Raw genomic sequence first — 19872 nt, forward strand, 5'->3', positions numbered from 1 at the left:
CTTCAATTTAGGAGTATAGGGCGCGAACCTAATGCGCCCTATACGCGAATCCTAGGATTCGGCTTTGAGCATGTCGCCTTCTTTGAGGGCTTTATAGGTGTCATCGAGGGCAAGCTTGGCGCGCTTATGGAACACGTCAATCTCATCGGGTGTAATCACCAATGGCGGTGAAATGATCATCCGGTCGCCCACATGTCGCATGACCAGATTGTTGGCAAAGCACCGTTCGCGGCACATGAAACCCGCCGTACCTTTTGCCATTGCAAACTTGGCGCGTGACGCTTTGTGCGGTGTCAGCGGCAGCGAGGCCATCATGCCCGAGACATTAACGCCACCCACCAGAGGGTGCTCTCCCAATTGATCCAGCACTGCTTTGAAGGCGGGTGCTGCCACATTGTTCACGTGATCGAGAATGTTATCGTCCTGCATGATCCGCAGGTTTTCAAGCGCGACAGCGGCGCAGACCGGATGGCCGGAGTAGGTATAGCCGTGGTTAAACTCGATCGCGTTGATAACTTCTGCAATTTCGTCACAGACAATTGAGCCACCGATGGGCACATAACCGGAGCTAAGCCCCTTGGCGATCGTCATTATATGCGGCTTTATCCCCATTGTGGTCGAGCCAAACCAGTTGCCAGTCCGACCAAAACCACAAATCACCTCGTCAGCGATGATAAGAACGTTGTACTTATCACAGATGCGCTGGATTTCAGGCCAGTAGGTGTTGGGCGGCACAATTACACCACCGGCGCCCTGTACGGGTTCAGCGATAAAGGCCGCTACGTTCTCTGCACCCAGTTCGAGAATTTTCGCTTCCAGCTCTTGGGCGCGCGCGAGGCCGAATTCCTCGGGTGTGTGATCGCCACCTTCGGCATACCAGTCGGGTTGCCCGATATGGTGTATACCCGGAATGGGCAGGCCACCTTGTTCATGCATGTAGGTCATGCCGCCCAAGCTGCCCGATCCGACAGTCGATCCATGATAGCCGTTCAGACGGCTAATAATGTGGGATTTTTGCGGATGTCCCTTTTCAGCCCAATACACCCGCACCATGCGCAGGTTGGTATCATTCGCTTCTGATCCCGAGCCCGCGAAAAACACATGATTGAGTCCTTCTGGCGCCAGCTTGGCCAACTCGGCGGCGAGCGCGATTACGGGGGTATGCGTGGTGTTGAAGAAAGTGTTGTAGAACGGAAGTTCCATCATCTGGCGCGCCGCCACGTTTACCAGCTCCTCGCGGCCATAGCCGAGGTTCACACACCACAGACCAGCCATGGCATCGAGAATTTCGTTTCCCTCGCTGTCGCGCAAATAGATGCCTTTGCCGCTCGTGATCACGCGCGCACCGCGCTCTTTCAGCTCGTCATTGGTGGTGAAGGGGTGCATGTGATGCGCAGCGTCCAACGCTTGCAATTCGGCGGTCGGGAGGTGGTTGGATACGGTGGTCATAAAGGCCCCTCTGAAACTAAAGTTCGGTTTGGGGCAAAATATGATCAAATTCTTGCGGGGTCAATCAAACACTCCAATTGAGGCTTTTTCCATCTGCTCGATTCATGTGCAAATTTCCTATGTCAGCAGACGCAATGGGCTGATTCACCTTGGCAAAGCGCGTAAAATTTGCTCACAATCCCGCTAATGTCGGGGAAAACTGGCATCACCTATGGGAGTCACACAATGATTAAGTCACTTTTGACAGGCACTGCTGCTGTTGCGCTGGTCGCCGGTGCGGCATTTGCCGAAGAAGTACGCGTTTACAACTGGTCGGATTATATTGACGAAGAACTGCTTGCGAAGTTTGAAGAAGAAACCGGCATCAAACTGATTTACGATGTGTTCGACAGTAACGAAGTGCTGGAAACAAAACTGCTTGCGGGCGGATCGGGTTATGATGTGGTTGTGCCTTCCGGCACCTTCCTGCAGCGCCAGATTATCGCAGGCGCCTTTCAGAAGCTCGACACCGAGAAACTGCCCAACATCTCAAACATGTGGGATGTGGTCGAAAAGCGCACCGAGCAATATGACCCCGAAAATGCCTATTCAATCAACTATATGTGGGGCACCACCGGGATCGGTGTGAATGTCCCGAAAGTGAAGGAAATTCTTGGTGACGATGCGCCAATTACATCTCTCGAACTGGTGCTGAACCCTGACAATATGGCCAAGCTGGCCGATTGCGGAGTACATTTCCTTGATGCGCCGGCCGAGATGATGCCGATGGCCCTCAAGTATATTGGTGAAGATCCAGACAGCAAAGATCCGGAAGTTCTTGCCAAGGCCGAAGAGGTCATGATGAAGATCCGCCCCTACATCCAGAAGTTCCACAGCTCTGAATATATCAACGCTCTGGCGAATGGCGATATTTGTGTTGCGGTTGGCTGGTCAGGTGACATTCTTCAAGCCCGTGACCGCGCGGCAGAGGCTGACAATGGCGTCGAGATCGCATTTAACGCTCCGAAGGAGGGTGCACAGATGTGGTTTGACCAGATGGCCATTCCGGTCGATGCGCCAAACGTCGAGAACGCGCATGTTTTCCTGAACTTTATCATGGATGCCCAAAATATGGCGGCGGCATCTAATTATGTCTATTACGCCAACGGAAATAAGGCGTCGCAGGAGTTCCTGATTGAGGATGTCAGCGGCGATCCGGCGATATATCCTGACGCGGCGACACTGGACAATCTGTTTACGACAACACCCTATGAGCCCAAAGTACAGCGCACTGTGACGCGCAGCTGGACGCGGATCAAATCCGGCACCTGAACCGGCGACAAAAGGGTAGGGCCACTGGCCCTGCCCGTTTCATATTTCAATAACGGGGTACTCTTGTGGCGAAACCTAAGGCCGATGCGTGGGACAGTGAATTTTCACCTTGGGACAACCCGCATGAAGAACCGCTTATACGGTTCAAGAATGTTACCAAGCGCTTTGGCAGTTTTGTCGCGATCGACAACCTGACGCAGGACATTTACGCCCGCGAGTTTTTCGCTTTGCTGGGTCCATCCGGCTGTGGGAAGACGACGATGATGCGGATGCTCGCAGGTTTCGAGAGCGTGAGCGAAGGCACGATCGAACTGGCAGGACAGGATATGGCATCGGTGCCGCCGAACCAGCGCGCCGTGAACATGATGTTCCAGTCCTACGCACTTTTTCCGCATCTGAGTGTGTACGAGAACATCGCATTTGGCCTGCGCCGCGACAAGCTGTCGAAAGATGCAATAGATGCCCGTGTGACGGATATGCTGAAACTTACGCGGCTGGAAAAATTTGCCCGACGAAAACCTCACCAGATTTCAGGGGGCCAGCGCCAGCGCGTTGCCCTTGCCCGCAGCCTTGCAAAAGCGCCTAAGCTTTTGTTGCTCGACGAGCCTCTGGGCGCGCTTGATAAAAAGCTGCGTCAGGAAACCCAGTTTGAACTGATGGATATTCAGGAGACAACCGGCACAACCTTTGTGATTGTGACGCATGATCAGGAGGAGGCGATGACCGTCGCTTCGCGCGTGGCCGTGATGGACGAGGGCCGTATCATTCAGGTGGCCACACCGGGCCGTATTTATGAAGCGCCAAACAGTGTCTATGTCGCAGATTTTATCGGTGATGTGAATATTATCAGTGGCACGGCCAAAGCTGCGGGCACGGACAGGTATTTTGTCGACTGGGCCCCAAATCAGGCGCCAATCCTCGCCACCTCCGAGCGCCCGTTTGTCGAAGGTCAGGAATGTCATCTCGCCATTCGCCCCGAGAAAATCAGCATTACAAAAGAGAAACCGGATGAGGCGGAGAATGCCGTTCAGGGCAAGGTTCTTGATATTGCGTATCTGGGAAATCTCAGCACCTACCATGTAGAAATGCCTGGCGGGCAGGTTATCAAGGCGCAGACCGCAAATACCCGGCGTCTGTCGCGCCGTGATATCACATGGGAAGATCCGGTATGGATCCGGTGGAACGCGACCGCTGGCGTATTGTTGGAGCACTGAGGGATGCGCCGTTTTGCCCTTATCGCCCTACCATATACATGGCTGCTGGCGCTGTTTCTGGTGCCGTTCCTGATTGTATTCAAAATATCGCTTTCGGATATCGCGCTCTCTATTCCTCCCTACACCCCTACTGCAAAAGACGGGTTCGGAGCTCTGATCGAAGGACTCGATTTCGAGAATTTCGTTTTCCTCACCACCGACGATTTGTACTATAAGGCTTACTTGAGCAGTCTCAAAATCGCTCTCATTTCGACCATTCTTACACTGCTGGTGGGCTATCCGATTGCTTACGGTATGGCGCGGGCACCGGAGGAATGGCGCGCCACGCTAATGATGTTGGTTATTCTGCCGTTCTGGACCTCGTTTCTGATCCGCGTATATGCTTGGATTGGTATCCTCAGCAACGAGGGGTTCCTCAACCAATTTCTCCTGTGGACAGGTATCATTTCTGCCCCGCTCACCATTCTTAACACAAATACGGCTGTCTATATAGGCATCGTTTATACCTATCTGCCGTTCATGATCCTTCCGATCTATGCCGCGCTTGACCGGATGGACGATAGCCTGATCGAGGCGGCCGAAGACCTTGGTTGCTCGCGGCTTACCGCATTTTGGTTGGTCACCATCCCGCTATCGAAAAACGGCATCATCGCTGGTTGTTTTCTGGTGTTCATCCCCGCGCTGGGTGAGTTTGTTATTCCCTCGCTTCTGGGGGGCTCCGGCACGCTGATGATCGGCAAGGTCCTGTTTGAGGAGTTCTTTAACAACCGTGACTGGCCGGTTGCCTCTGCTGTCGCTGTGATCCTTTTGCTGATCTTGATTGTGCCTATCGTTCTATTTCAACGGAACCAGCAAAGACAGGCGGAGGCAGAAACATGAAGCGCTTGAGCCCCTTTAATGTCACCTCCCTCACGCTGGGGTTTGTGTTTCTCTACCTTCCGATGCTTCTGTTGGTCATCTACAGCTTCAACTCGTCAAAGCTGGTCACGGTCTGGGCCGGTTTTTCGACCAAATGGTACGGGGAGTTATTGCGTGACGAGGCATTCCTGAGTGCTGCTGTCGTCACAATCAAAGTCGCGGTTATCTCGTCTACCTTTGCTACAATTTTGGGAACAATGGCTGCTTATGTGCTGGTAAACTCCGGCCGGTTTTTTGGGCGTACGCTTTTTTCCGGCATGATTTATGCGCCGTTGGTGATGCCGGAAGTGATTACAGGACTATCACTTCTCCTGTTGTTTATCGGGTTGGGAATTGACCGCGGCGTGCTGACGATCGTGCTTGCTCATACCACATTTTCGATGTGCTTTGTGTCGGTGGTCGTATCGTCCCGCCTGGTGAGTTTCGACCGCTCACTCGAAGAGGCGGCCCTTGATCTTGGGTGTAGCCGGTTTGATGCCTTTCGGCTGGTAACCCTGCCGATCATCGCACCTGCTGTCATTTCCGGCTGGCTTCTGGCGTTCACCCTCAGCCTTGATGATCTTGTAATCGCTTCCTTTGTATCCGGACCATCTTCGACGACATTGCCAATTAAAATATGGAGTTCTGTACGCCTTGGTGTGTCACCGGAGATCAATGCGCTCTCGACATTGATGATTGCGATTGTGACCATTGGTGTTGTTACTGCTTCTATTGTCTCGAAACGGAACTCGGTGCGCGCGCAGAAGGACGCGCAGGCAGCAGAGCGGAACGGGTGAAGCGCATATTTGATAAATATGCTTACGGTGATGGCCCGCGCGCAGGTTGCTGGTGGGATGCAACTGTGTCGACGTCTGCGCGGCCCACATTTAAACAATCTGCGCGCACAGATGTAGCGATTATCGGTGGTGGATTTACCGGCTTGTCCGCTGCGCTACACCTTGCACGGTCTGGTGTTTCGGTAACCTTGATCGAGGCCGAGCACGTCGGGTGGGGTGCATCGGGGCGAAATGGCGGATTTTGCTGTTTGGGCGGTGGCATCGCTGATGATGCGGTCCTTGATCGCCGTTTTGGCGTAGCGGGGCGCATAGATTTCCGCCGAACAGAGCTCGCTGCGATCGGTGCTGTTGAGGGGATTATCGATGCTACAGGCCTGAAAGTAGACCGGCACTCCGTGGGCGAGACGTCCCTCGCGCATCGGTCTAAAGACTTTTTAGCACTCAGGCGCCATGCCGATACCATCGCTGAAAATTACGGTGTTGAATACGAGCTTCACATCGCAGACGAACTTTCCGGAATGGGGATGGCGGGCCCGTTTCATGGCGGCCTTTCAATCAGGGCGGGCTTTGGCCTGAATCCGCGGAAATATTTGCTGGGGTTGGCTCAGGAAGCGGAAAAGGCGGGTGCGCTGATCTACGAACGCAGTGGCGTTGCGGAATTGACCTCTCACGTGGATGGCTGGCAGTTGCGGATAAATGGCCACAAATTGCGGGCGGATCAGGTCATTCTGGCAACAAACGGTTATTCATCTGAGGATTTGCCCCCATGGCTGGCCGGTCGGTATATGCCGGGCCAATCAAATGTCCTTGTGACGCGTCCGATGTCACATGAGGAGCTGGAAGCAGCAGGATGGACCAGCACTCAAATGGCATATGATACTCGGAACCTGCTTCATTATTTCCGGTTAATGCCAGATGGACGTTTCTTGTTCGGGATGCGCGGTGGGCTGTTTACAGGAGCATCCGCCGAGGCCCATGCCGCGAAAAAGATCAGGTCCCACTTTGAGGAAATGTTCCCGGCCTGGCGCGGGATAGAAACCACTCATAGCTGGTCCGGGATGGTTTGCCTTTCCCGCGATTTGCTTCCTTTCGTTGGTCGGATACCACAGGCAAACGGGCTGTGGACCGGTATGTGCTATCATGGAAATGGCGTCGCAATGGGCAGTTATAGCGGAATGTTATTATCCCAGTTGGTTCAGGGGAAATCGCCCGATATTCTCTATCCTGAAGCGATGCGTGTTCCTCTGCGAAAGTTCGAATTAGGGCGTTGGCGCAGAGTCGTTATGCCCGCGGCTTACGCTGCTTTCATGCTCGCAGACCGCTAAGAGGGTTCGCGCAACGCAGAAATTTCACTCGCCGGAGCTTCGGCTCCACCCTCGAATACCACGCGTGCGCCGGAGCCGAGGTTTTGCACTTCCACGATCCGTGCATAGGTTTCGACCAGTGTTGCAGGAAGCGCAGCGCCACCCTCGCCGGTTGCCTCTACTTCAAAACGGTACATGCCGGAGGGCAGTGGTTGGCCCCCTTGTTGGACGCCAGCCCAGACAACCGGATCGGAAGAGACAGGCATTGGATGGCGGGTAACTTCGCGGCCGTCATTGTCATAGACAACCAGTTCCATGGACTCCGCGCCGGCGGGAGGTGTCGGCAAGACTGTAATTGGATCTGTATCGAACAGAACTGCGGCTGTTGTGCGCGCTTCCATACCGATCCATCCCGCCATTTGCCCCATAGTGCTGCTGCCCAACTGGGCGGCAAGCGCTGACAAAAGGTCGTTGGACAGAACCTGTTGTTCAACCATCGAAAATTGTGCCAGCTGAGCCGCATATTCAGAGCTGTCCAAAGGTTCTAGCGGGTCCTGATATTTGGCTTGGGTAGTGAGCATTTTAATGAATGTTTCGAAGTCCGACGAGAGAGCGGAGGAAGCAGGCAATGGCGAGGTTACGCCGTTGTTGGACCCTGCGGAAAAAGAGGTGAGAGTGGGGGATATCATGTGGGTTCCTTACAGTCGTATATCGACGCCGGATGCGGGCATACGGTCAAGTTGGATGAGCGTGTGGTCACTGGGTGTAGATTGATGTGACGTACCTGCTGCATCAGCAGAGCCGTCAGGGTTACTGTTCGCGTTATCTTGCGAGGTATTTGCACGCTCGCCCCCTTGTCCAAAGGAAAATGAGATTGAATCATACCCCATAGAACGAAAGGTCTGCCCCAGTTGGTCGATGTTGCGGCGCATAAGGTCGAGCGTGTCTGGCCGTTCGGCCAGAATACTAACCGTTATTGCGCCATCTTCGGATTTTACAGACATCCGTACGCGGCCCAATTCATCCGGGGACAATGCGATCTCAACAGGACGATGTACTGCTTGGTCCGCAACCACCGCAATTTGCCGCGCAACATGAAGGTGCAGATCGGATCTGAGCGGCACAAATGTACCAGTCGGATGGGTAGCGCTGCGGGCTTGATCCCAGTTGATGATGTCTGGTGCGTCGGTTGGGGTAAGTAATGATTGGGCCACATCCGTCGGGCTAAGGGTTCCCGGCAGAAGGCTGCCGATTCCTTGCTTCGTCGACGGTGAGGCGGGGGAGGGGCCGGCAGGGGTATGCCGCGCATCATACTGCGGATCAACAGAATGGGATTGTGAATCTAGTGTTGGAGAGGTGCTCGACATCACGGCTGGATCGAAGCGCCGCATTTCCGGAGTGACGCCAGTTTTGTACAAATCGGCGGACAACTGCTTCTCGCGCAAACGAATGTCATTCCACAAAGGGGATGTGCCTTTATGGTGGGAAGGTGCAACGGTCCCGATGTCTTGGATGCGTTGCGCCGCTGATCCCACTCCCTTTGGATTTATATGTGTCGCGTTGGTTTCAGACGCCTTGTGAATGGCTTCCGGTTCTGACGGATATTGTATTTTCGACCCTGCTACCGAGCGGGCAAGAGGCATTGCTTGCGTCATATCAAAAACTGGTTCTGAGTGTCTCTGATGAGCGCTCTGACCGTCGTGTGATTGGAGCGCCTTGGAGTCTATTTGAAGAGGTAGGGCCGGAGAATGAAGGTTCTCCGTAGTCCCCCTATTGCCAGATGTTACTATCTCGACGACAGGCTGGATGCTTGGCAAACCACTGGTGAATTGCGCGCTTTGATCGGGGGCAGTGCCCACCTTGTATAGTGGGCCTTCCCCTTCCAACTTATTCGAATTTGGGAGGGACGATTGAGACTGGCCTGCGTGATCGAGATTGGGACGTCGGGTTCCCATCATGCTCTCTGATATATTTTGGGTTAGAAACGTGCGAGATATGTCTGCCACTTGTTCCTTCCAATACTTCTCGACGGCGACCTGCGGTTGATCCTTTTCAGACGCAATTCCCTTTTTGCCATGCTTGGAAACCCGCTGTTCGGGCACGTCTTCAATGTCTCCCGCCATCGTGTCCTCAGCTTCTGGGGACATTATATGTAACTTGGTACTGGGTTGTTGCTCCGCGCTGGTCGGCGCCATGCCTGTTTCACGTTTCTCTTTCTTGTCGTCTGGCCCTTCGTCTACCTGTTTTGTGTCAGGGGCAGATTTTTGCAGGACAGGTAACGTGGCCACCATACTGGCAAAATCTAGATGTCGTGGTGGTCTTACGGCGTTTGTCTCGAGGCCTCCCGTGCCCGTGATGCCAGAAGCTGTGGGTACTTTTGGGCTGCTCCTCGGGTTAATTCCGGTCGATGCGGTAGATGTTGTCATTGGTGCGCCTTTCGGGATTCTGCCTCGATCTGCGCCTACTAAACACATTCTTCCTTACCGGTTATTTACCGCTTTGCCTTCATGATCAGCGAAATCAATGCAATTTGAGGAGTATTCCTGATGATTCCCGTAACGCCCTTCGGTTTAACAACCGGGCAGTCCCTGACCCCTCATGATTCCGCATTAATGGAAGCGGCCCGCAATCTCGAAGCATCGTTTCTGGCGGAAATGCTGAAGTCTGCCGGCCTTGGGCAAACGAGCGAAAATTTTGGTGGCGGTGTTGGCGAGGATCAGTTTGGTTCGTTTTTGATACAGGAGCAGGCCAAACATATCGTACAAGCCGGCGGTATCGGCCTCGCCCAATCGCTCTTTAACGCTTTGAAGGAGCAGGCCCATGACGTCTAATGTAACCGATTTTTCCAAGCTCGACTCATTACTTGAGCAAGAGCGTGTGTTTCTTCTCAAGGGTGACATTGCGGGACTGGCAACGTTGCTTGGTGCAAAAGAACAGTTGGTCGAACTGCTGTTGAGCAACGCCACCGCGCACCACGACCAAATCAGACCGCTTGAAGGAAAGCTGCGCCGCAACCAACTGTTACTCGACGGCGCGCTCGATGGAATCCGCGCCGTTGCGGCTCGCCTTGCAGCATTGCGTCAGGTGCGGACGGCGCTCGATACTTATGATGCGCAGGGCCGCAAGCAACGAGTCGCGATATCTACAAGTCCCAAGGTTGAAAAGCGTGCATGATCAAACGGCTCCCAAGGATTGTGCAACTGACCTGCTTAGCACTGCTCGTTTGCGGATTGAATTAAATGCGCGGCACTGGGGGTGTGGGTCTTAAGATTTTAGAAAGGCGGTTAAAGGCATGTTGGCTATGCATCCGATAACGGGTGGCACAGTGTCCCGCTACTGGCGCTGTAAAGATCAGAATGGCATTCCTGTCCCGCTCAGGTGTAGACGTCACGCCGGCGCAAAGCGCCGAAAAAAAAGGAACATGCTTCAATGTCGAGCATTAACACAAACAATGGCGCAATGGTTGCGCTGCAAACTCTCAAATCTATCAATGCCAACCTGACAGACACGCAAAATGCGATTTCGACGGGTAAAGACGTCGCGACTGCTAAAGATAATGCGTCGGTCTGGGCGATCTCTAAGGTGATGGAATCAGATGTATCGGGCCTCGACGCTGTGACAGAGAGTCTTGCAACGGGTCAGTCTGCTGTTGCGGTGGCCAGTGCGGGAGCAGAATTGATTGTAGAGACGATCAAAGAGATGCAGGCGCTTGCTATTTCAGCGCAATCCGAGGGCGCAAACTTTACCCAGATCGATGCTGAGATGACCGCCAAAAAAGAGCAGCTAGATTCCATCGTCGCAGGGTCACAGTTTAATGGGGTCAACCTGCTCAATACCGATACCGACGGGAATGGCGCAACCGGCCTGACGGTTGTTGGTTCGATCAACCGGATCGGTGGTGGTGCTGCGACTGCGACAACTATTGATGTGGCTTCTGCAGACCTTGAGGCGACGGTGACCAATATCACGCTCACAGGTACGGCTGATATTGCGGATGCCGCGACGACCTACACAGAGCTTGAGACCATGCTTACCGCAGCGATTACAGGTGCGGCAAACTTGGGTACGTCTGCGAAGCGTCTGGATGATCAGTCCGACTTTGTCTCCAAACTTTCTGATTCGCTGAAATCCGGTATTGGGGCACTTGTGGATACCGATATGGAAGCCGCATCTGCAAAACTCCAAGCTTTGCAGACGCAACAGCAGTTGGGCGTCCAGGCGCTGTCAATCGCCAACCAGGCACCCCAAACGATCCTGTCTTTGTTCCGTTAAGGCTCCGGTAACTAATAACGTCGGGGGCGCCGATTTGCGCCCCCGACACAGCCTTTAATGAGTAGGGACACATGTGAACGCCACAACACTTGCCCATCGCGGGTATGCACCGACGGCTGCGCCATTAAAATCGGCGCGTAGAGCGGAATATGAAGTTATTGCCCGGATCACCTCTCGTATGATGTCTGCTTTGCAGGCCAAAAATTTTAATGGATTAATCCATGCTATCCATGAAAACCGTACGCTCTGGCGTAAGTTGGCGATTGATCTAGCAGACCCGGAAAATCTGCTGCCTGACGATTTGCGTGCGAGATTGATTTATCTTTCTGAATTTACTGAACAACATAGCCGAAAAGTCATCGCGCGCGAGGCTTCCGCAACGGCGCTGGTTGAGATTAACACCGCCATTTTGCGTGGCTTGAAATAGATTGGAATTCGAAATGAGTGGTCTTGTCTTAAAACTGGGTCCCAAAGAACGGGTGTTGATCAACGGCGCTGTAATCGAAAATGGAGACCGTCGAAGCCGTCTGGCGATCATGACGCCCGATGCAAAAATTCTGAGGCTGCGGGATGCCATCCACCCCGAGGACGTCAGGACTCCTGTGCGTCGTGCCCTGTTTGCGGTGCAGCTGGTTCTATCTGGTGACAAGGATGCTGAGAGCGCTCACTTGCCGCTGCTGCGGCAAGTAGAAGAGCTGAGTCAGGTTTTTACTGATCCTGACAGTCGTCAAATGCTGGCTGAAGCAAGTCAGGCAGTGATCGAAAAGCAGCATTACCGGACGTTAAAAGCTCTTCGAGCACTGTTGCCGCGCGAAGAGCGGCTTCTGGCCGTCAGGCCTAGCTGATGTTCCAGCCTGTCATTCCTATCGGCGGTCTAGGAGGGTGGCGATTCCTTCAGCAGACGTACGATAGCCAATTCAAAGCATTTACGCAAAGCACTCAGCTGCAGCGGGGGAGTGATTACTTCCGCGAAAACATTAATAAGATTACCAGCGCCGAAGAGCTGGTCGCCGATCGTAGACTTTTAACTGTCGCGCTGGGCGCCTTCGGCTTGCAAGACGACATAAACAGCAAATTTTTCATTCGGAAAATTCTAGAAGAAGGAACGGTGAACGACGATGCGCTTGCGAACCGTTTCAGTGATCCTCGATACAAAGAAATGTCGCAGGCGTTCGGTTTCGGCCCCGGAGAGTTTCTCAAAGTTGCAGAGCCGGTTTTTGCAGAGGCAATAATCGATCGATTTGAGAGGATCGAGTTTGAGGTCGCTGCCGGTCAACAAAACGAAAGCATGCGTTTCGCTCTTTATGCAGAGCGTGAGATGGGATCACTGGCAGCTGACGATATGTCCAATGATGCCAAGTGGTTCACGCTTATGGGCGAGCCCCCATTAAGGAACTTGTTTGAAAAGGCCCTCAACCTTCCAAAGGCATTTGGGCAAATTGACCTGGATCAGCAGCTGAGCGTGTTCAAAGACAAAGCTTAAAAAGAGTTTGGATCAGACGATATAAGCATTTTTAGCGATCCTGCAAAAGTGCAGGACCTAATCACAAAATTTGTTGTTCGAGATCAGATATCGCAGTTCAATTCGAGCTTTTCGCCCAATGCGATTGCGCTAACATTATTACGCGGTGGTTAGGTTAGTTTCGCGCCCGCCCGGCGCAGTATCAACTCGAGTTGGCTAAAACTGCGCTGCGCATCCTCAGGCTCTTCTTTTGATAGAAACAACTCAATCTCGGGATGTAGTTGGATCGCTTTATCGACTTCAGGATCTGTCCCTTGCGTATAGAGGCCTGCACGGATCATCATTGCATTGCTGTCATACACGCTTAGCATTTTGCGCGTTTGCGAGAGCAAATTGTTTTCGCGCGCGTTTGCCGCCGCAGGGAGACTGCGGGAGACGGAGCGTAAAACATCAACTGCGGGAAAGCGCCCGCGCTCGGCTATGGAACGATCGAGAACGATATGCCCGTCGAGTACCCCGCGCAGAATATCAGCGATTGGTTCATCCATGTCTGATCCTGCCACCAGCACACTGAATAGCGCAGTAATATCGCCCTGAGGTCCGGCGCCCGGGCCAGCCCGCTCACAAAGTGATGTGATGAGGTGGGTTGTTGAGGGGGGATAACCGCGTAGGACAGGCGCCTCTCCCGCTGCAACAGCCACCTCGCGATGTGCTTCTGCGAAGCGGGTGATTGAATCGGCAAGAAAGAGGACGGATAGTCCCTGGTTGCGATAATATTCGGCTACTGCCATCGCAGTCCAGGCGCATCGCCGCCGCAAGAGAGGTGATTGATCGGACGTTGCTGCAACCACGACGGAGCGGGCAAGCCCCTTCTTTCCTAAGACTTCATCTACAAAATGACGTAGTTCGCGCCCTCGCTCCCCGATCATTGCAATCACGACGACATCTGCAGTCATATGGCGGGCAAATTTACCGAGAAGGGTCGATTTGCCCACGCCAGACCCTGCAAACAAACCCATCCGTTGCCCTTTTACCATCGGTAGCATGGTGTTCGTTACCGCAAGGCCAGTACTGATTCTTGTTCCGAAGGGGCGTCTATCAGCGGCATTCGGTGGTGGGCACAAAAGAGGGCAGGCGACTGCACCGCGCAGTAGTGGCTTGCCATCAAGCGGCCGCCCCATCGGATCAATAATCCGACCGAGCCAGTGTGTCGAGGGGGCGATGATACTTCGTGATATCAGGGTTGCCCGATCATTCAGACTAACACCATCTGTTGGCTCCTCCGCAAGCATAACTACAGTATCACCAATGATTTGAACCACTTCCCCGCGCAGTGGTGCAGCTCGTTTGCGGTATACTTGCATCCCGTCCCCGATCGAAGCGTTCGGAGCCAGACCGATCACGTGAAGCGCCGCTCCATCCGCACGACTGATCCGGCCGACGGGACGCACAGCCCGCAATGTGGCGATATGGGCGGTCAGCCCGTCGATAAGAAAAGTTTCTGTCATGGCGTCCCTTTGTCTGCTGATCACTGTTTCTAAAGGAATCACCGTTAAGCATTGATGAAATCACAGCAGGGAGAATCCCGATGTTCGAAAATCTTAAAGTATTCAAGACCGCGGCTGCGATGGCCGGTCATGCCGCGCAAAGTCAGGCGCTAATCTCGCAGAATGTCGCAAATGCCGATACGCCGGGGTATGTCGGCAAGCAGTTGGCCCCCTTTGAGGCGCTTTATGCGCCGGTTGATGCTGCTGGAAGTCAGCGTGCGACACGTCAGGGACATCTTCACGGCAGCATATCTGGCCAACAGATGTCCGCAACCGACATGCGCAATGGCGACAACCCAAACCAAAATACAGTTTCGCTTGAAGCCGAGCTGCTCAAGGCTGCTGAGGCAAAGAGTAATCATGACCGCTCACTTGCGATTTATAAATCCGCACTCGACGTGCTGCGCGCCGCAGTGCGTACAAGATAGGAGACACCAAAATGAGTGATTTTTCATCCGCACGATCTGTATCAGCCAGCGGAATGCAAGCACAGGCACAACGGTTGCGGCATCTATCCGAGAATATCTCGAATGCAGATACGCCCGGCTATCGCCGCAAAATGATTTCGTTTGAGACCGCCCTGGGCCAAGGCGATTCAATCGCCAAAGTGGAGGTCGGGCGCGTTCGCCTGGACCAGACCGAACTGTCCCAAATCTACGATCCATCACACCCCTTGGCGGATGCAGGAGGGCAATACTCAGGCTCTAACGTAAATCTTTTGATCGAACTGGCGGATGCGCGCGAAGCGCAGCGTAGTTACGAGGCCAACCTCAAGATGTTTGATCAGGCGCGCAAAATGTCGAGCAGCCTTATGCAGCTTTTGCGTAACTGATTTGCACGCGGGACAACCGCAAAAATTTCACAATAAAGGAGTTCCAGAATGGAATTAAAATCACTTTCCGCAATCCAGAATTACACATCGGCAAAGCCCGCGACTATGCCAATAGAAGGGGAAAATGGGGCAGCAAACGCATTTCGCAATATTGCGGGTGACTTTGCTTCGACACTCGCAAAATCGGAAACGGTTGCACAGTCAATGATGATGGGGAATGCGGATCCGCATGCACTGGTTCAGGCGCTCGCGCAGACTGAACTCGCCGTCGAGACGGCAGTAAATGTGCGTAATAAGGTTGTTGAGGCTTATCAGGAAATTTTGCGGATGCCCGTCTGATGATGGATGAGTTGGTGTTTTTCGACACCATGCGACAAGGGCTTTGGGTGGCCTTTATCATATCTCTCCCCATTCTCATCGCAGCGCTTATTTCGGGTGTGTCTATCGGTTTGGTTCAGGCACTGACATCGGTTCAGGAAATGACCCTGACATTTGTCCCTAAACTTGCGGCGATTGCCGTCGTGTTCTGGATGTCGATGCACTTTATGACCAATACGCTTGTCGCATTCTTCCACAACCAGATTATCCCGCTCATCATCGGAGGTTAACGATGGAAAGTACCAGTTACATCACGCTGAGTCGTCAATCAGGCCTACAACGAGAGATGCAGGTGGTGGCAAACAACATCGCCAATGCAGCCACTACCGGATTTCGTGCAGAAGGCATGATTTTTTCCGAATATGTAAAATCTGTGGATGGCGGTGCGTCGCTTTCTATGGGGCAGGGCAATATCGGTAAAACCTCGTATGAGCAGGGTGGGTTGAGCCAGACGAACGGCACCTATGATTTTGCAATCGAGGGCGATGGGTATTTTCTGGTCCAGACCCCTCAGGGCGATCGACTTACCCGTGCTGGCGCGTTCTCGCCCAATGCCGAGGGCCAGTTGGTAACACCCGACGGGTTTCCGGTGCTTGATGACGGGCGCGCTCCTCTATTTGTGCCTGCAGGTGCCGGGACCCTCGCCGTGTCTTCTGACGGCACATTGAGCATTAACGGCGCGCCTCTTGGCCAGATGGCGGTCGTGCGCCCGTTGGAGCCGCTCAACATGATCCGTGAGGATGGCGTGATGTTTCGCGCAGATGCCGGTGATGAACCTGCAGAAGCCCGGATCTTGCAGGGATTTGTGGAGAACTCGAACGTGAATCCTCTGCTGGAACTTTCCCGCATGATCGAAGTGCAGCGCGCCTATGAGATGGGGCAAAGTTTCTTGAAAACCGAAGACGAGCGTGTGCGCGCTGCCGTCAAAACCCTCACTGAAAACAGTTAAAGGAGAGAGACCATGCGCGCCCTCAAAATTGCCGCTACAGGAATGACCGCTCAGCAAATGCGGGTTGAAACGATTTCCAACAACCTCGCTAATATGAGTACAACGGGATATAATGCCCGCCGTGCGGAGTTTGCTGATTTGCACTATCAGCAGATGGCGCGTGCGGGCACCGTCAATGCGTCCGACGGCACCGTTTTACCGACCGGTGTGCAGCTTGGTCTTGGAGTGCGTCCCTCCGCAGTGAGTATGGATTTGCAACAAGGCTCACTAGCTGCAACGGGCGGAGATCTCGATGTCGCAATAGAAGGACTGGGGTACCTGGAGGTCACACTGCCTAGTGGGCAGACGGCTTATACCCGCGATGGTGCTCTCAAACGTACAGGTGAAGGCCTGATTGTCACATCAGAAGGATTTCCCGTTGGGCCCGAAATCACCATTCCTGCCGATGCCAGAAGTATTTCGGTAAACGCGGACGGCGAGGTCTATGCCTATTTCGATCAAGCGGCTGCGGGCCAGCTCCTTGGCCAGCTTACGATGACAGGTTTCACAAATGCAAAAGGGCTAGAGGCTATCGGCAGCAACATGTTTCTAGAGACCGAAGCCTCCGGTCCTGCGCTTGTTTCCTCTCCCGGACAGGACGGCCTTGGTACCTTGCGGCAGGGTTATCTCGAAGCGAGCTCGGTCGATGCTGTGCGCGAAATCACCGATCTGATCGAGGCGCAGCGCGGGTATGAAATGAATGCAAAAGTTATCTCGGCCGTTGACCAGATGATGAGCGCAACAACACAGGTGCGCTAATGAGACTATTTTGTATTTCCGTCGCAGCTCTTGCAGCCTTCCCCTTGTTCGCCGAAACAGTCGTGCCTTCGCGGACAATCCGTCCAAACCAGATCATCACAGAAATAGACGTCACCTTTGCGGCTGGTGATATTGAAACGGCGTATTCCCGCCTCTCCGATGTCATCGGTCAGGAAGCCTATGTCGCGCTCTATGCAGGTAGGCCGATCTTTATGGGTGACATCGGCCCGCCGGCAGTGATTGACCGGAACCAGATTGTCGGGCTCCGCTACCGCACGAACGGGATCACCATAAGCACCGAAGGCCGCGCATTGGAACGTGGGGCCGTCGGGGACCGGATCAGAGTGATGAACCTTGGATCGCGGGCAACTCTGTTCGGACAGATTTTGAATGATGGCACCATAGAAGTAAGGAACTGACATAATGCACAAACTAATGAAAATCATATGCTTTTCTGTTTTGGGCCTGTTCATGGCTTGTGCAAGGGCTGATCATATGGGCAGCCCGCCCAGTTTTACTTCAGCCGCAGAGGCGCCAGAGACAAAAGCCATGATTGAGCCGGGACTACCTGCGGTTATCCTGAGCCGGAACCCATCGGATGCCGCATCTTTGTGGTCACCAACCCGTGCCTCCCTGTTGGGTGATCGCCGTGCGGTAGTCCGCGGGGATATTTTGACTGTCGTGATCGAGATAGACGAAAAAGCTGAAATCTCCAATTCGTCAGACCGCAGCCGGTCAGGATCAGAAACTCTTGGTGTGCCAGGCCTTTTTGGACTGCCGCAGCGCCTTGATACCAAGCTGCCTGATGGGGCCTCATCGGCGGAACTGGTGGGCATCAACTCTCAAAGTAGTTCCTCTGGGGATGGATCGGTCAAGCGCAACGAAAAGCTCGAGCTACGCATTGCCTCAACGGTCATTGATGTCCTGCCAAACGGTGTATTATCGATTTCGGGCAGTCAGGAGTTAAGGGTGAATTTCGAGCTGCGTGAGCTTTTGGTAACCGGCTTCGTGCGCCCTGAAGACGTCTCACGCCAGAACGAGATCACCTACGATAAAATCGCCTCGGCAAGGGTCTCATATGGCGGGCGAGGTCAGATCAGCGATGTCCAGCAGCCGAGAATTGGACAACAGGTCATTGACGCAGTTTTACCATTTTAGTTCGGAGACGGTTATGATCATGAAACTTTTCCCTTTGGTTTTTTTACTTATTGGCATCGGCGCAGGTGTTGGCGCTGGTATCTTCCTTCGGCCTGACACCTCTCTAGAGGCCGCAATCACTGAAGAGGGGAGTGCTCATGCAGATGATGCAAGCGAGGGTACCAGCGATAAAAGCAGTGATGATCATGCACAAGAAGATCATGTTAAAGATGAGACCGAATCTCACGAATACGCCAAGCTCAACAATCAATTTGTCGTCCCGATTGTTGCTGAGGAACGTGTCATCGCATTGGTTGTCATAGCATTGAGTATTGAGGTTGCAGCAGGCAAAACTGAAGCCGTGTTTCTGCGCGAACCCAAGGTACGGGACAGTTTTTTGCAAGTTCTGTTCGATCATGCGAACATTGGAGGGTTCGAGGGCAATTTTACCAACGCTGAAATGTTGGGACGTCTGCGCACAGCCCTCAAGGAAGTTGGCCAAAGAGATCTTGGCAAAGACATTGTAAAGGATGTGCTCATCGTGGAAATTGCACGTCAGGATTATTAAGGTCTGCAACAGTCCCTATTGAGATAGCATCCAGGATTCCCTGTTTGAAACAACTCTATCTAAGTGAGGCATAGTGCCGAATGGTGGAGGAATAATGGACACTTTTCAGCCCTATGCCGATGCAGTGTTCGAAACAGTTGAGTCCACACTGCGTTACATTGATAAGAGTTTTAGTTACATAGACTAACTGTGGCGTCTGTCTGGAGTTTTTCGTTGAACAGTCCAGATTGTACTCACCCCTCCAACCGGTGTTGCGGGAGTTGCTGGGCCAATCAAGACGAGCAGCATTCGATATGTATTTTTTTGCGCAACAGGTGAAGAATATTCTGCATCCGTACCATTGTGAGGACCGGTTGCAGTCATGAACGCGTTTGAGCAATGTAATTTCAGTGTCACAAAGCTCGCCGCTTTGGTGGTAGCTAGCATGTTGCTTTAAAGCTGATTGGACACGAACATGAGGTGATATATACGACAAAGCAAGTTTGTATACTCATTTTAGGCTCTAAGAGATGTAAGCTCACCAGTGATGCGGGAATGGAAAATAGAAGTATAAGTGTTTTGGAATTGGAGGGGTGGAGATGACCGCTTCAGAGCTTGGGACCAAGCTTTTCAGGATGACTGACGCGAATTCGCTGGCCCTCTTGAAGTTGGGTGATGCTCATAAATATGCTCACGGTCATGCAGCTGTCGTTTACGGCCCCATGGGATAATGGTGCAATGCGCTTCTGGCCGCAAAAGCCGCATTGCGTATTGGTGCGGAAGTAGTGAGCGTCGTCTGTCACGAAAATGCTGTGATGCAGCATGCCGCACAACTCTAAGCAATCATGCTCAACCCTTACAAGAATATAGATACATTCGAAGGTCATCTTCATTTTATCAGGCCAGCGGCCCATTGTATTGGTCCTAACCTTGGATCAGGATCCGATAGTAAATCTGTCTTGCCGCAGTCACTGATGC

The 19872-nt window shown here is 53.1% G+C and carries 25 protein-coding genes; 20 read left to right on the forward strand and 5 right to left on the reverse strand.

Annotated features, from left to right (window positions below; genetic code table 11):
* Nucleotides 1–51: 51 nt before the first annotated feature.
* The gene (locus tag C8N30_RS08320) at nt 52–1449 is read right to left on the reverse strand and encodes an aspartate aminotransferase family protein (protein ID WP_025064046.1); all 1398 of its coding nucleotides are present in this window, start codon (nt 1447–1449) and stop codon (nt 52–54) included.
* A gap of 225 nt (nt 1450–1674) precedes the next feature.
* On the opposite strand from C8N30_RS08320, the gene C8N30_RS08325 reads away from it, so the two are divergent.
* From C8N30_RS08325 to C8N30_RS08345, 5 genes are all read left to right on the forward strand, one after another.
* Nucleotides 1675–2760, forward strand: a complete 1086-nt coding sequence (locus C8N30_RS08325; RefSeq protein WP_025064047.1) for a polyamine ABC transporter substrate-binding protein — start codon at nt 1675–1677, stop codon at nt 2758–2760.
* 65 nt (nt 2761–2825) lie between these two features.
* A complete protein-coding gene (locus C8N30_RS08330; protein WP_025064048.1) occupies nt 2826–3974 on the forward strand; it encodes an ABC transporter ATP-binding protein in 1149 nt (382 codons plus the stop codon).
* A gap of 3 nt (nt 3975–3977) precedes the next feature.
* Entirely contained in the window at nt 3978–4853 is an 876-nt protein-coding gene (locus C8N30_RS08335; protein ID WP_025064049.1) for an ABC transporter permease subunit, read from the forward strand.
* Nucleotides 4850–5668, forward strand: coding sequence for an ABC transporter permease subunit (locus tag C8N30_RS08340; protein WP_025064050.1), 819 nt, complete (start codon nt 4850–4852; stop codon nt 5666–5668). Before C8N30_RS08335 ends, C8N30_RS08340 begins: the two co-directional genes overlap by 4 nt.
* Nucleotides 5665–6993 (forward strand): NAD(P)/FAD-dependent oxidoreductase, encoded by a 1329-nt coding sequence (locus tag C8N30_RS08345; RefSeq protein WP_025064051.1) that lies wholly within the window; start codon nt 5665–5667, stop codon nt 6991–6993. The genes C8N30_RS08340 and C8N30_RS08345 overlap by 4 nt, the downstream gene beginning before the upstream one ends.
* Here the strand turns inward: C8N30_RS08345 and C8N30_RS08350 are convergent.
* Both C8N30_RS08350 and C8N30_RS19300 read right to left on the reverse strand, forming a co-directional pair.
* Nucleotides 6990–7661 (reverse strand): flagellar hook capping FlgD N-terminal domain-containing protein, encoded by a 672-nt coding sequence (locus C8N30_RS08350; protein WP_037968036.1) that lies wholly within the window; start codon nt 7659–7661, stop codon nt 6990–6992. The two genes, C8N30_RS08345 and C8N30_RS08350, sit on opposite strands and share 4 nt — an antisense overlap.
* Nucleotides 7662–7670: 9 nt before the next feature.
* On the reverse strand, nt 7671–8627 hold the full coding sequence (locus tag C8N30_RS19300; RefSeq protein WP_170151164.1) for a flagellar hook-length control protein FliK: 957 nt from the start codon (nt 8625–8627) through the stop codon (nt 7671–7673).
* 891 nt (nt 8628–9518) lie between these two features.
* Here C8N30_RS19300 and C8N30_RS08360 point away from each other — a divergent pair.
* The 6 genes from C8N30_RS08360 to C8N30_RS08385 all read left to right on the forward strand — a co-directional run bounded on the left by C8N30_RS08360 (nt 9519) and on the right by C8N30_RS08385 (nt 12727).
* Complete coding sequence (locus C8N30_RS08360) at nt 9519–9803, forward strand: rod-binding protein (RefSeq protein WP_084273630.1); 285 nt, start codon at nt 9519–9521, stop codon at nt 9801–9803.
* On the forward strand, nt 9793–10146 hold the full coding sequence (locus tag C8N30_RS08365) for a hypothetical protein (RefSeq protein ID WP_025064055.1): 354 nt from the start codon (nt 9793–9795) through the stop codon (nt 10144–10146). The genes C8N30_RS08360 and C8N30_RS08365 overlap by 11 nt, the downstream gene beginning before the upstream one ends.
* A 255-nt stretch (nt 10147–10401) precedes the next feature.
* On the forward strand, nt 10402–11244 hold the full coding sequence (locus tag C8N30_RS08370) for a flagellin N-terminal helical domain-containing protein (protein WP_025064056.1): 843 nt from the start codon (nt 10402–10404) through the stop codon (nt 11242–11244).
* A gap of 73 nt (nt 11245–11317) precedes the next feature.
* Complete coding sequence (flaF, locus tag C8N30_RS08375) at nt 11318–11671, forward strand: flagellar biosynthesis regulator FlaF (protein ID WP_037968037.1); 354 nt, start codon at nt 11318–11320, stop codon at nt 11669–11671.
* A gap of 13 nt (nt 11672–11684) precedes the next feature.
* Nucleotides 11685–12089, forward strand: a complete 405-nt coding sequence (flbT, locus tag C8N30_RS08380) for a flagellar biosynthesis repressor FlbT (RefSeq protein ID WP_025064057.1) — start codon at nt 11685–11687, stop codon at nt 12087–12089.
* Nucleotides 12089–12727 (forward strand): DUF1217 domain-containing protein, encoded by a 639-nt coding sequence (locus C8N30_RS08385; RefSeq protein WP_232222854.1) that lies wholly within the window; start codon nt 12089–12091, stop codon nt 12725–12727. Before flbT ends, C8N30_RS08385 begins: the two co-directional genes overlap by 1 nt.
* Nucleotides 12728–12876: 149 nt before the next feature.
* On the opposite strand, the gene C8N30_RS08390 is transcribed toward C8N30_RS08385, so the two are convergent.
* Complete coding sequence (locus C8N30_RS08390) at nt 12877–14214, reverse strand: FliI/YscN family ATPase (RefSeq protein WP_025064058.1); 1338 nt, start codon at nt 14212–14214, stop codon at nt 12877–12879.
* Between the two features lie 80 nt (nt 14215–14294).
* Here C8N30_RS08390 and C8N30_RS08395 point away from each other — a divergent pair, with 80 nt between their 5' ends.
* The 9 genes from C8N30_RS08395 to C8N30_RS08435 are packed head-to-tail and all read left to right on the forward strand — an operon-like array spanning nt 14295 to nt 18915.
* The gene (locus C8N30_RS08395; RefSeq protein ID WP_025064059.1) at nt 14295–14681 is read left to right on the forward strand and encodes a FlgB family protein; all 387 of its coding nucleotides are present in this window, start codon (nt 14295–14297) and stop codon (nt 14679–14681) included.
* Between the two features lie 11 nt (nt 14682–14692).
* Entirely contained in the window at nt 14693–15085 is a 393-nt protein-coding gene (gene flgC, locus C8N30_RS08400; protein ID WP_025064060.1) for a flagellar basal body rod protein FlgC, read from the forward strand.
* Between the two features lie 48 nt (nt 15086–15133).
* Entirely contained in the window at nt 15134–15424 is a 291-nt protein-coding gene (gene fliE / locus C8N30_RS08405) for a flagellar hook-basal body complex protein FliE (protein ID WP_025064061.1), read from the forward strand.
* A complete protein-coding gene (locus C8N30_RS08410; RefSeq protein WP_025064062.1) occupies nt 15424–15693 on the forward strand; it encodes a flagellar biosynthetic protein FliQ in 270 nt (89 codons plus the stop codon). The genes fliE and C8N30_RS08410 overlap by 1 nt, the downstream gene beginning before the upstream one ends.
* 2 nt (nt 15694–15695) lie before the next feature.
* Complete coding sequence (locus C8N30_RS08415) at nt 15696–16412, forward strand: flagellar hook-basal body complex protein (protein ID WP_025064063.1); 717 nt, start codon at nt 15696–15698, stop codon at nt 16410–16412.
* A 12-nt stretch (nt 16413–16424) separates the two neighbouring features.
* A complete protein-coding gene (flgG, locus tag C8N30_RS08420) occupies nt 16425–17210 on the forward strand; it encodes a flagellar basal-body rod protein FlgG (protein WP_025064064.1) in 786 nt (261 codons plus the stop codon).
* Nucleotides 17210–17629 (forward strand): flagellar basal body P-ring formation chaperone FlgA, encoded by a 420-nt coding sequence (gene flgA / locus C8N30_RS08425; RefSeq protein WP_025064065.1) that lies wholly within the window; start codon nt 17210–17212, stop codon nt 17627–17629. The genes flgG and flgA overlap by 1 nt, the downstream gene beginning before the upstream one ends.
* Nucleotides 17630–17633: 4 nt before the next feature.
* On the forward strand, nt 17634–18368 hold the full coding sequence (gene flgH, locus C8N30_RS08430) for a flagellar basal body L-ring protein FlgH (protein WP_025064066.1): 735 nt from the start codon (nt 17634–17636) through the stop codon (nt 18366–18368).
* 13 nt (nt 18369–18381) lie between these two features.
* Complete coding sequence (locus tag C8N30_RS08435) at nt 18382–18915, forward strand: flagellar basal body-associated FliL family protein (RefSeq protein ID WP_025064067.1); 534 nt, start codon at nt 18382–18384, stop codon at nt 18913–18915.
* Between the two features lie 587 nt (nt 18916–19502).
* On the opposite strand, the gene C8N30_RS08440 is transcribed toward C8N30_RS08435, so the two are convergent.
* Nucleotides 19503–19808: a hypothetical protein gene (locus C8N30_RS08440; protein WP_025064068.1), complete on the reverse strand. Its 306-nt coding sequence runs from the start codon at nt 19806–19808 to the stop codon at nt 19503–19505.
* Nucleotides 19809–19872 lie beyond the last annotated feature (64 nt).

This window comes from Sulfitobacter guttiformis (assembly GCF_003610455.1).
In the GTDB taxonomy this organism is placed as follows: Bacteria; Pseudomonadota; Alphaproteobacteria; order Rhodobacterales; family Rhodobacteraceae; genus Sulfitobacter; species Sulfitobacter guttiformis.

Excerpts from the sequence above, each read along its gene's own strand:
- C8N30_RS08385 (WP_232222854.1), top strand. The coding sequence starts at position 12,089 with ATGTTCCAGCCTGTCATTCCTATCGGCGGTCTAGGAGGGTGGCGATTC.
- C8N30_RS08440 (WP_025064068.1), bottom strand. The coding sequence starts at position 19,808 with ATGGGCCGCTGGCCTGATAAAATGAAGATGACCTTCGAATGTATCTAT.
- fliE (WP_025064061.1), top strand. The coding sequence starts at position 15,134 with ATGGAATTAAAATCACTTTCCGCAATCCAGAATTACACATCGGCAAAG.
- flgH (WP_025064066.1), top strand. The coding sequence starts at position 17,634 with ATGCACAAACTAATGAAAATCATATGCTTTTCTGTTTTGGGCCTGTTC.
- C8N30_RS08335 (WP_025064049.1), top strand. The coding sequence starts at position 3,978 with ATGCGCCGTTTTGCCCTTATCGCCCTACCATATACATGGCTGCTGGCG.
- C8N30_RS08435 (WP_025064067.1), top strand. The coding sequence starts at position 18,382 with ATGATCATGAAACTTTTCCCTTTGGTTTTTTTACTTATTGGCATCGGC.
- flgA (WP_025064065.1), top strand. The coding sequence starts at position 17,210 with ATGAGACTATTTTGTATTTCCGTCGCAGCTCTTGCAGCCTTCCCCTTG.
- C8N30_RS08365 (WP_025064055.1), top strand. The coding sequence starts at position 9,793 with ATGACGTCTAATGTAACCGATTTTTCCAAGCTCGACTCATTACTTGAG.
- C8N30_RS08370 (WP_025064056.1), top strand. The coding sequence starts at position 10,402 with ATGTCGAGCATTAACACAAACAATGGCGCAATGGTTGCGCTGCAAACT.
- C8N30_RS08325 (WP_025064047.1), top strand. The coding sequence starts at position 1,675 with ATGATTAAGTCACTTTTGACAGGCACTGCTGCTGTTGCGCTGGTCGCC.
- C8N30_RS08320 (WP_025064046.1), bottom strand. The coding sequence starts at position 1,449 with ATGACCACCGTATCCAACCACCTCCCGACCGCCGAATTGCAAGCGTTG.
- C8N30_RS08360 (WP_084273630.1), top strand. The coding sequence starts at position 9,519 with ATGATTCCCGTAACGCCCTTCGGTTTAACAACCGGGCAGTCCCTGACC.
- C8N30_RS19300 (WP_170151164.1), bottom strand. The coding sequence starts at position 8,627 with ATGACGCAAGCAATGCCTCTTGCCCGCTCGGTAGCAGGGTCGAAAATA.
- C8N30_RS08350 (WP_037968036.1), bottom strand. The coding sequence starts at position 7,661 with ATGATATCCCCCACTCTCACCTCTTTTTCCGCAGGGTCCAACAACGGC.
- flgC (WP_025064060.1), top strand. The coding sequence starts at position 14,693 with ATGAGTGATTTTTCATCCGCACGATCTGTATCAGCCAGCGGAATGCAA.
- C8N30_RS08395 (WP_025064059.1), top strand. The coding sequence starts at position 14,295 with ATGTTCGAAAATCTTAAAGTATTCAAGACCGCGGCTGCGATGGCCGGT.
- C8N30_RS08415 (WP_025064063.1), top strand. The coding sequence starts at position 15,696 with ATGGAAAGTACCAGTTACATCACGCTGAGTCGTCAATCAGGCCTACAA.
- flgG (WP_025064064.1), top strand. The coding sequence starts at position 16,425 with ATGCGCGCCCTCAAAATTGCCGCTACAGGAATGACCGCTCAGCAAATG.
- flbT (WP_025064057.1), top strand. The coding sequence starts at position 11,685 with ATGAGTGGTCTTGTCTTAAAACTGGGTCCCAAAGAACGGGTGTTGATC.
- C8N30_RS08340 (WP_025064050.1), top strand. The coding sequence starts at position 4,850 with ATGAAGCGCTTGAGCCCCTTTAATGTCACCTCCCTCACGCTGGGGTTT.
- C8N30_RS08390 (WP_025064058.1), bottom strand. The coding sequence starts at position 14,214 with ATGACAGAAACTTTTCTTATCGACGGGCTGACCGCCCATATCGCCACA.
- C8N30_RS08410 (WP_025064062.1), top strand. The coding sequence starts at position 15,424 with ATGATGGATGAGTTGGTGTTTTTCGACACCATGCGACAAGGGCTTTGG.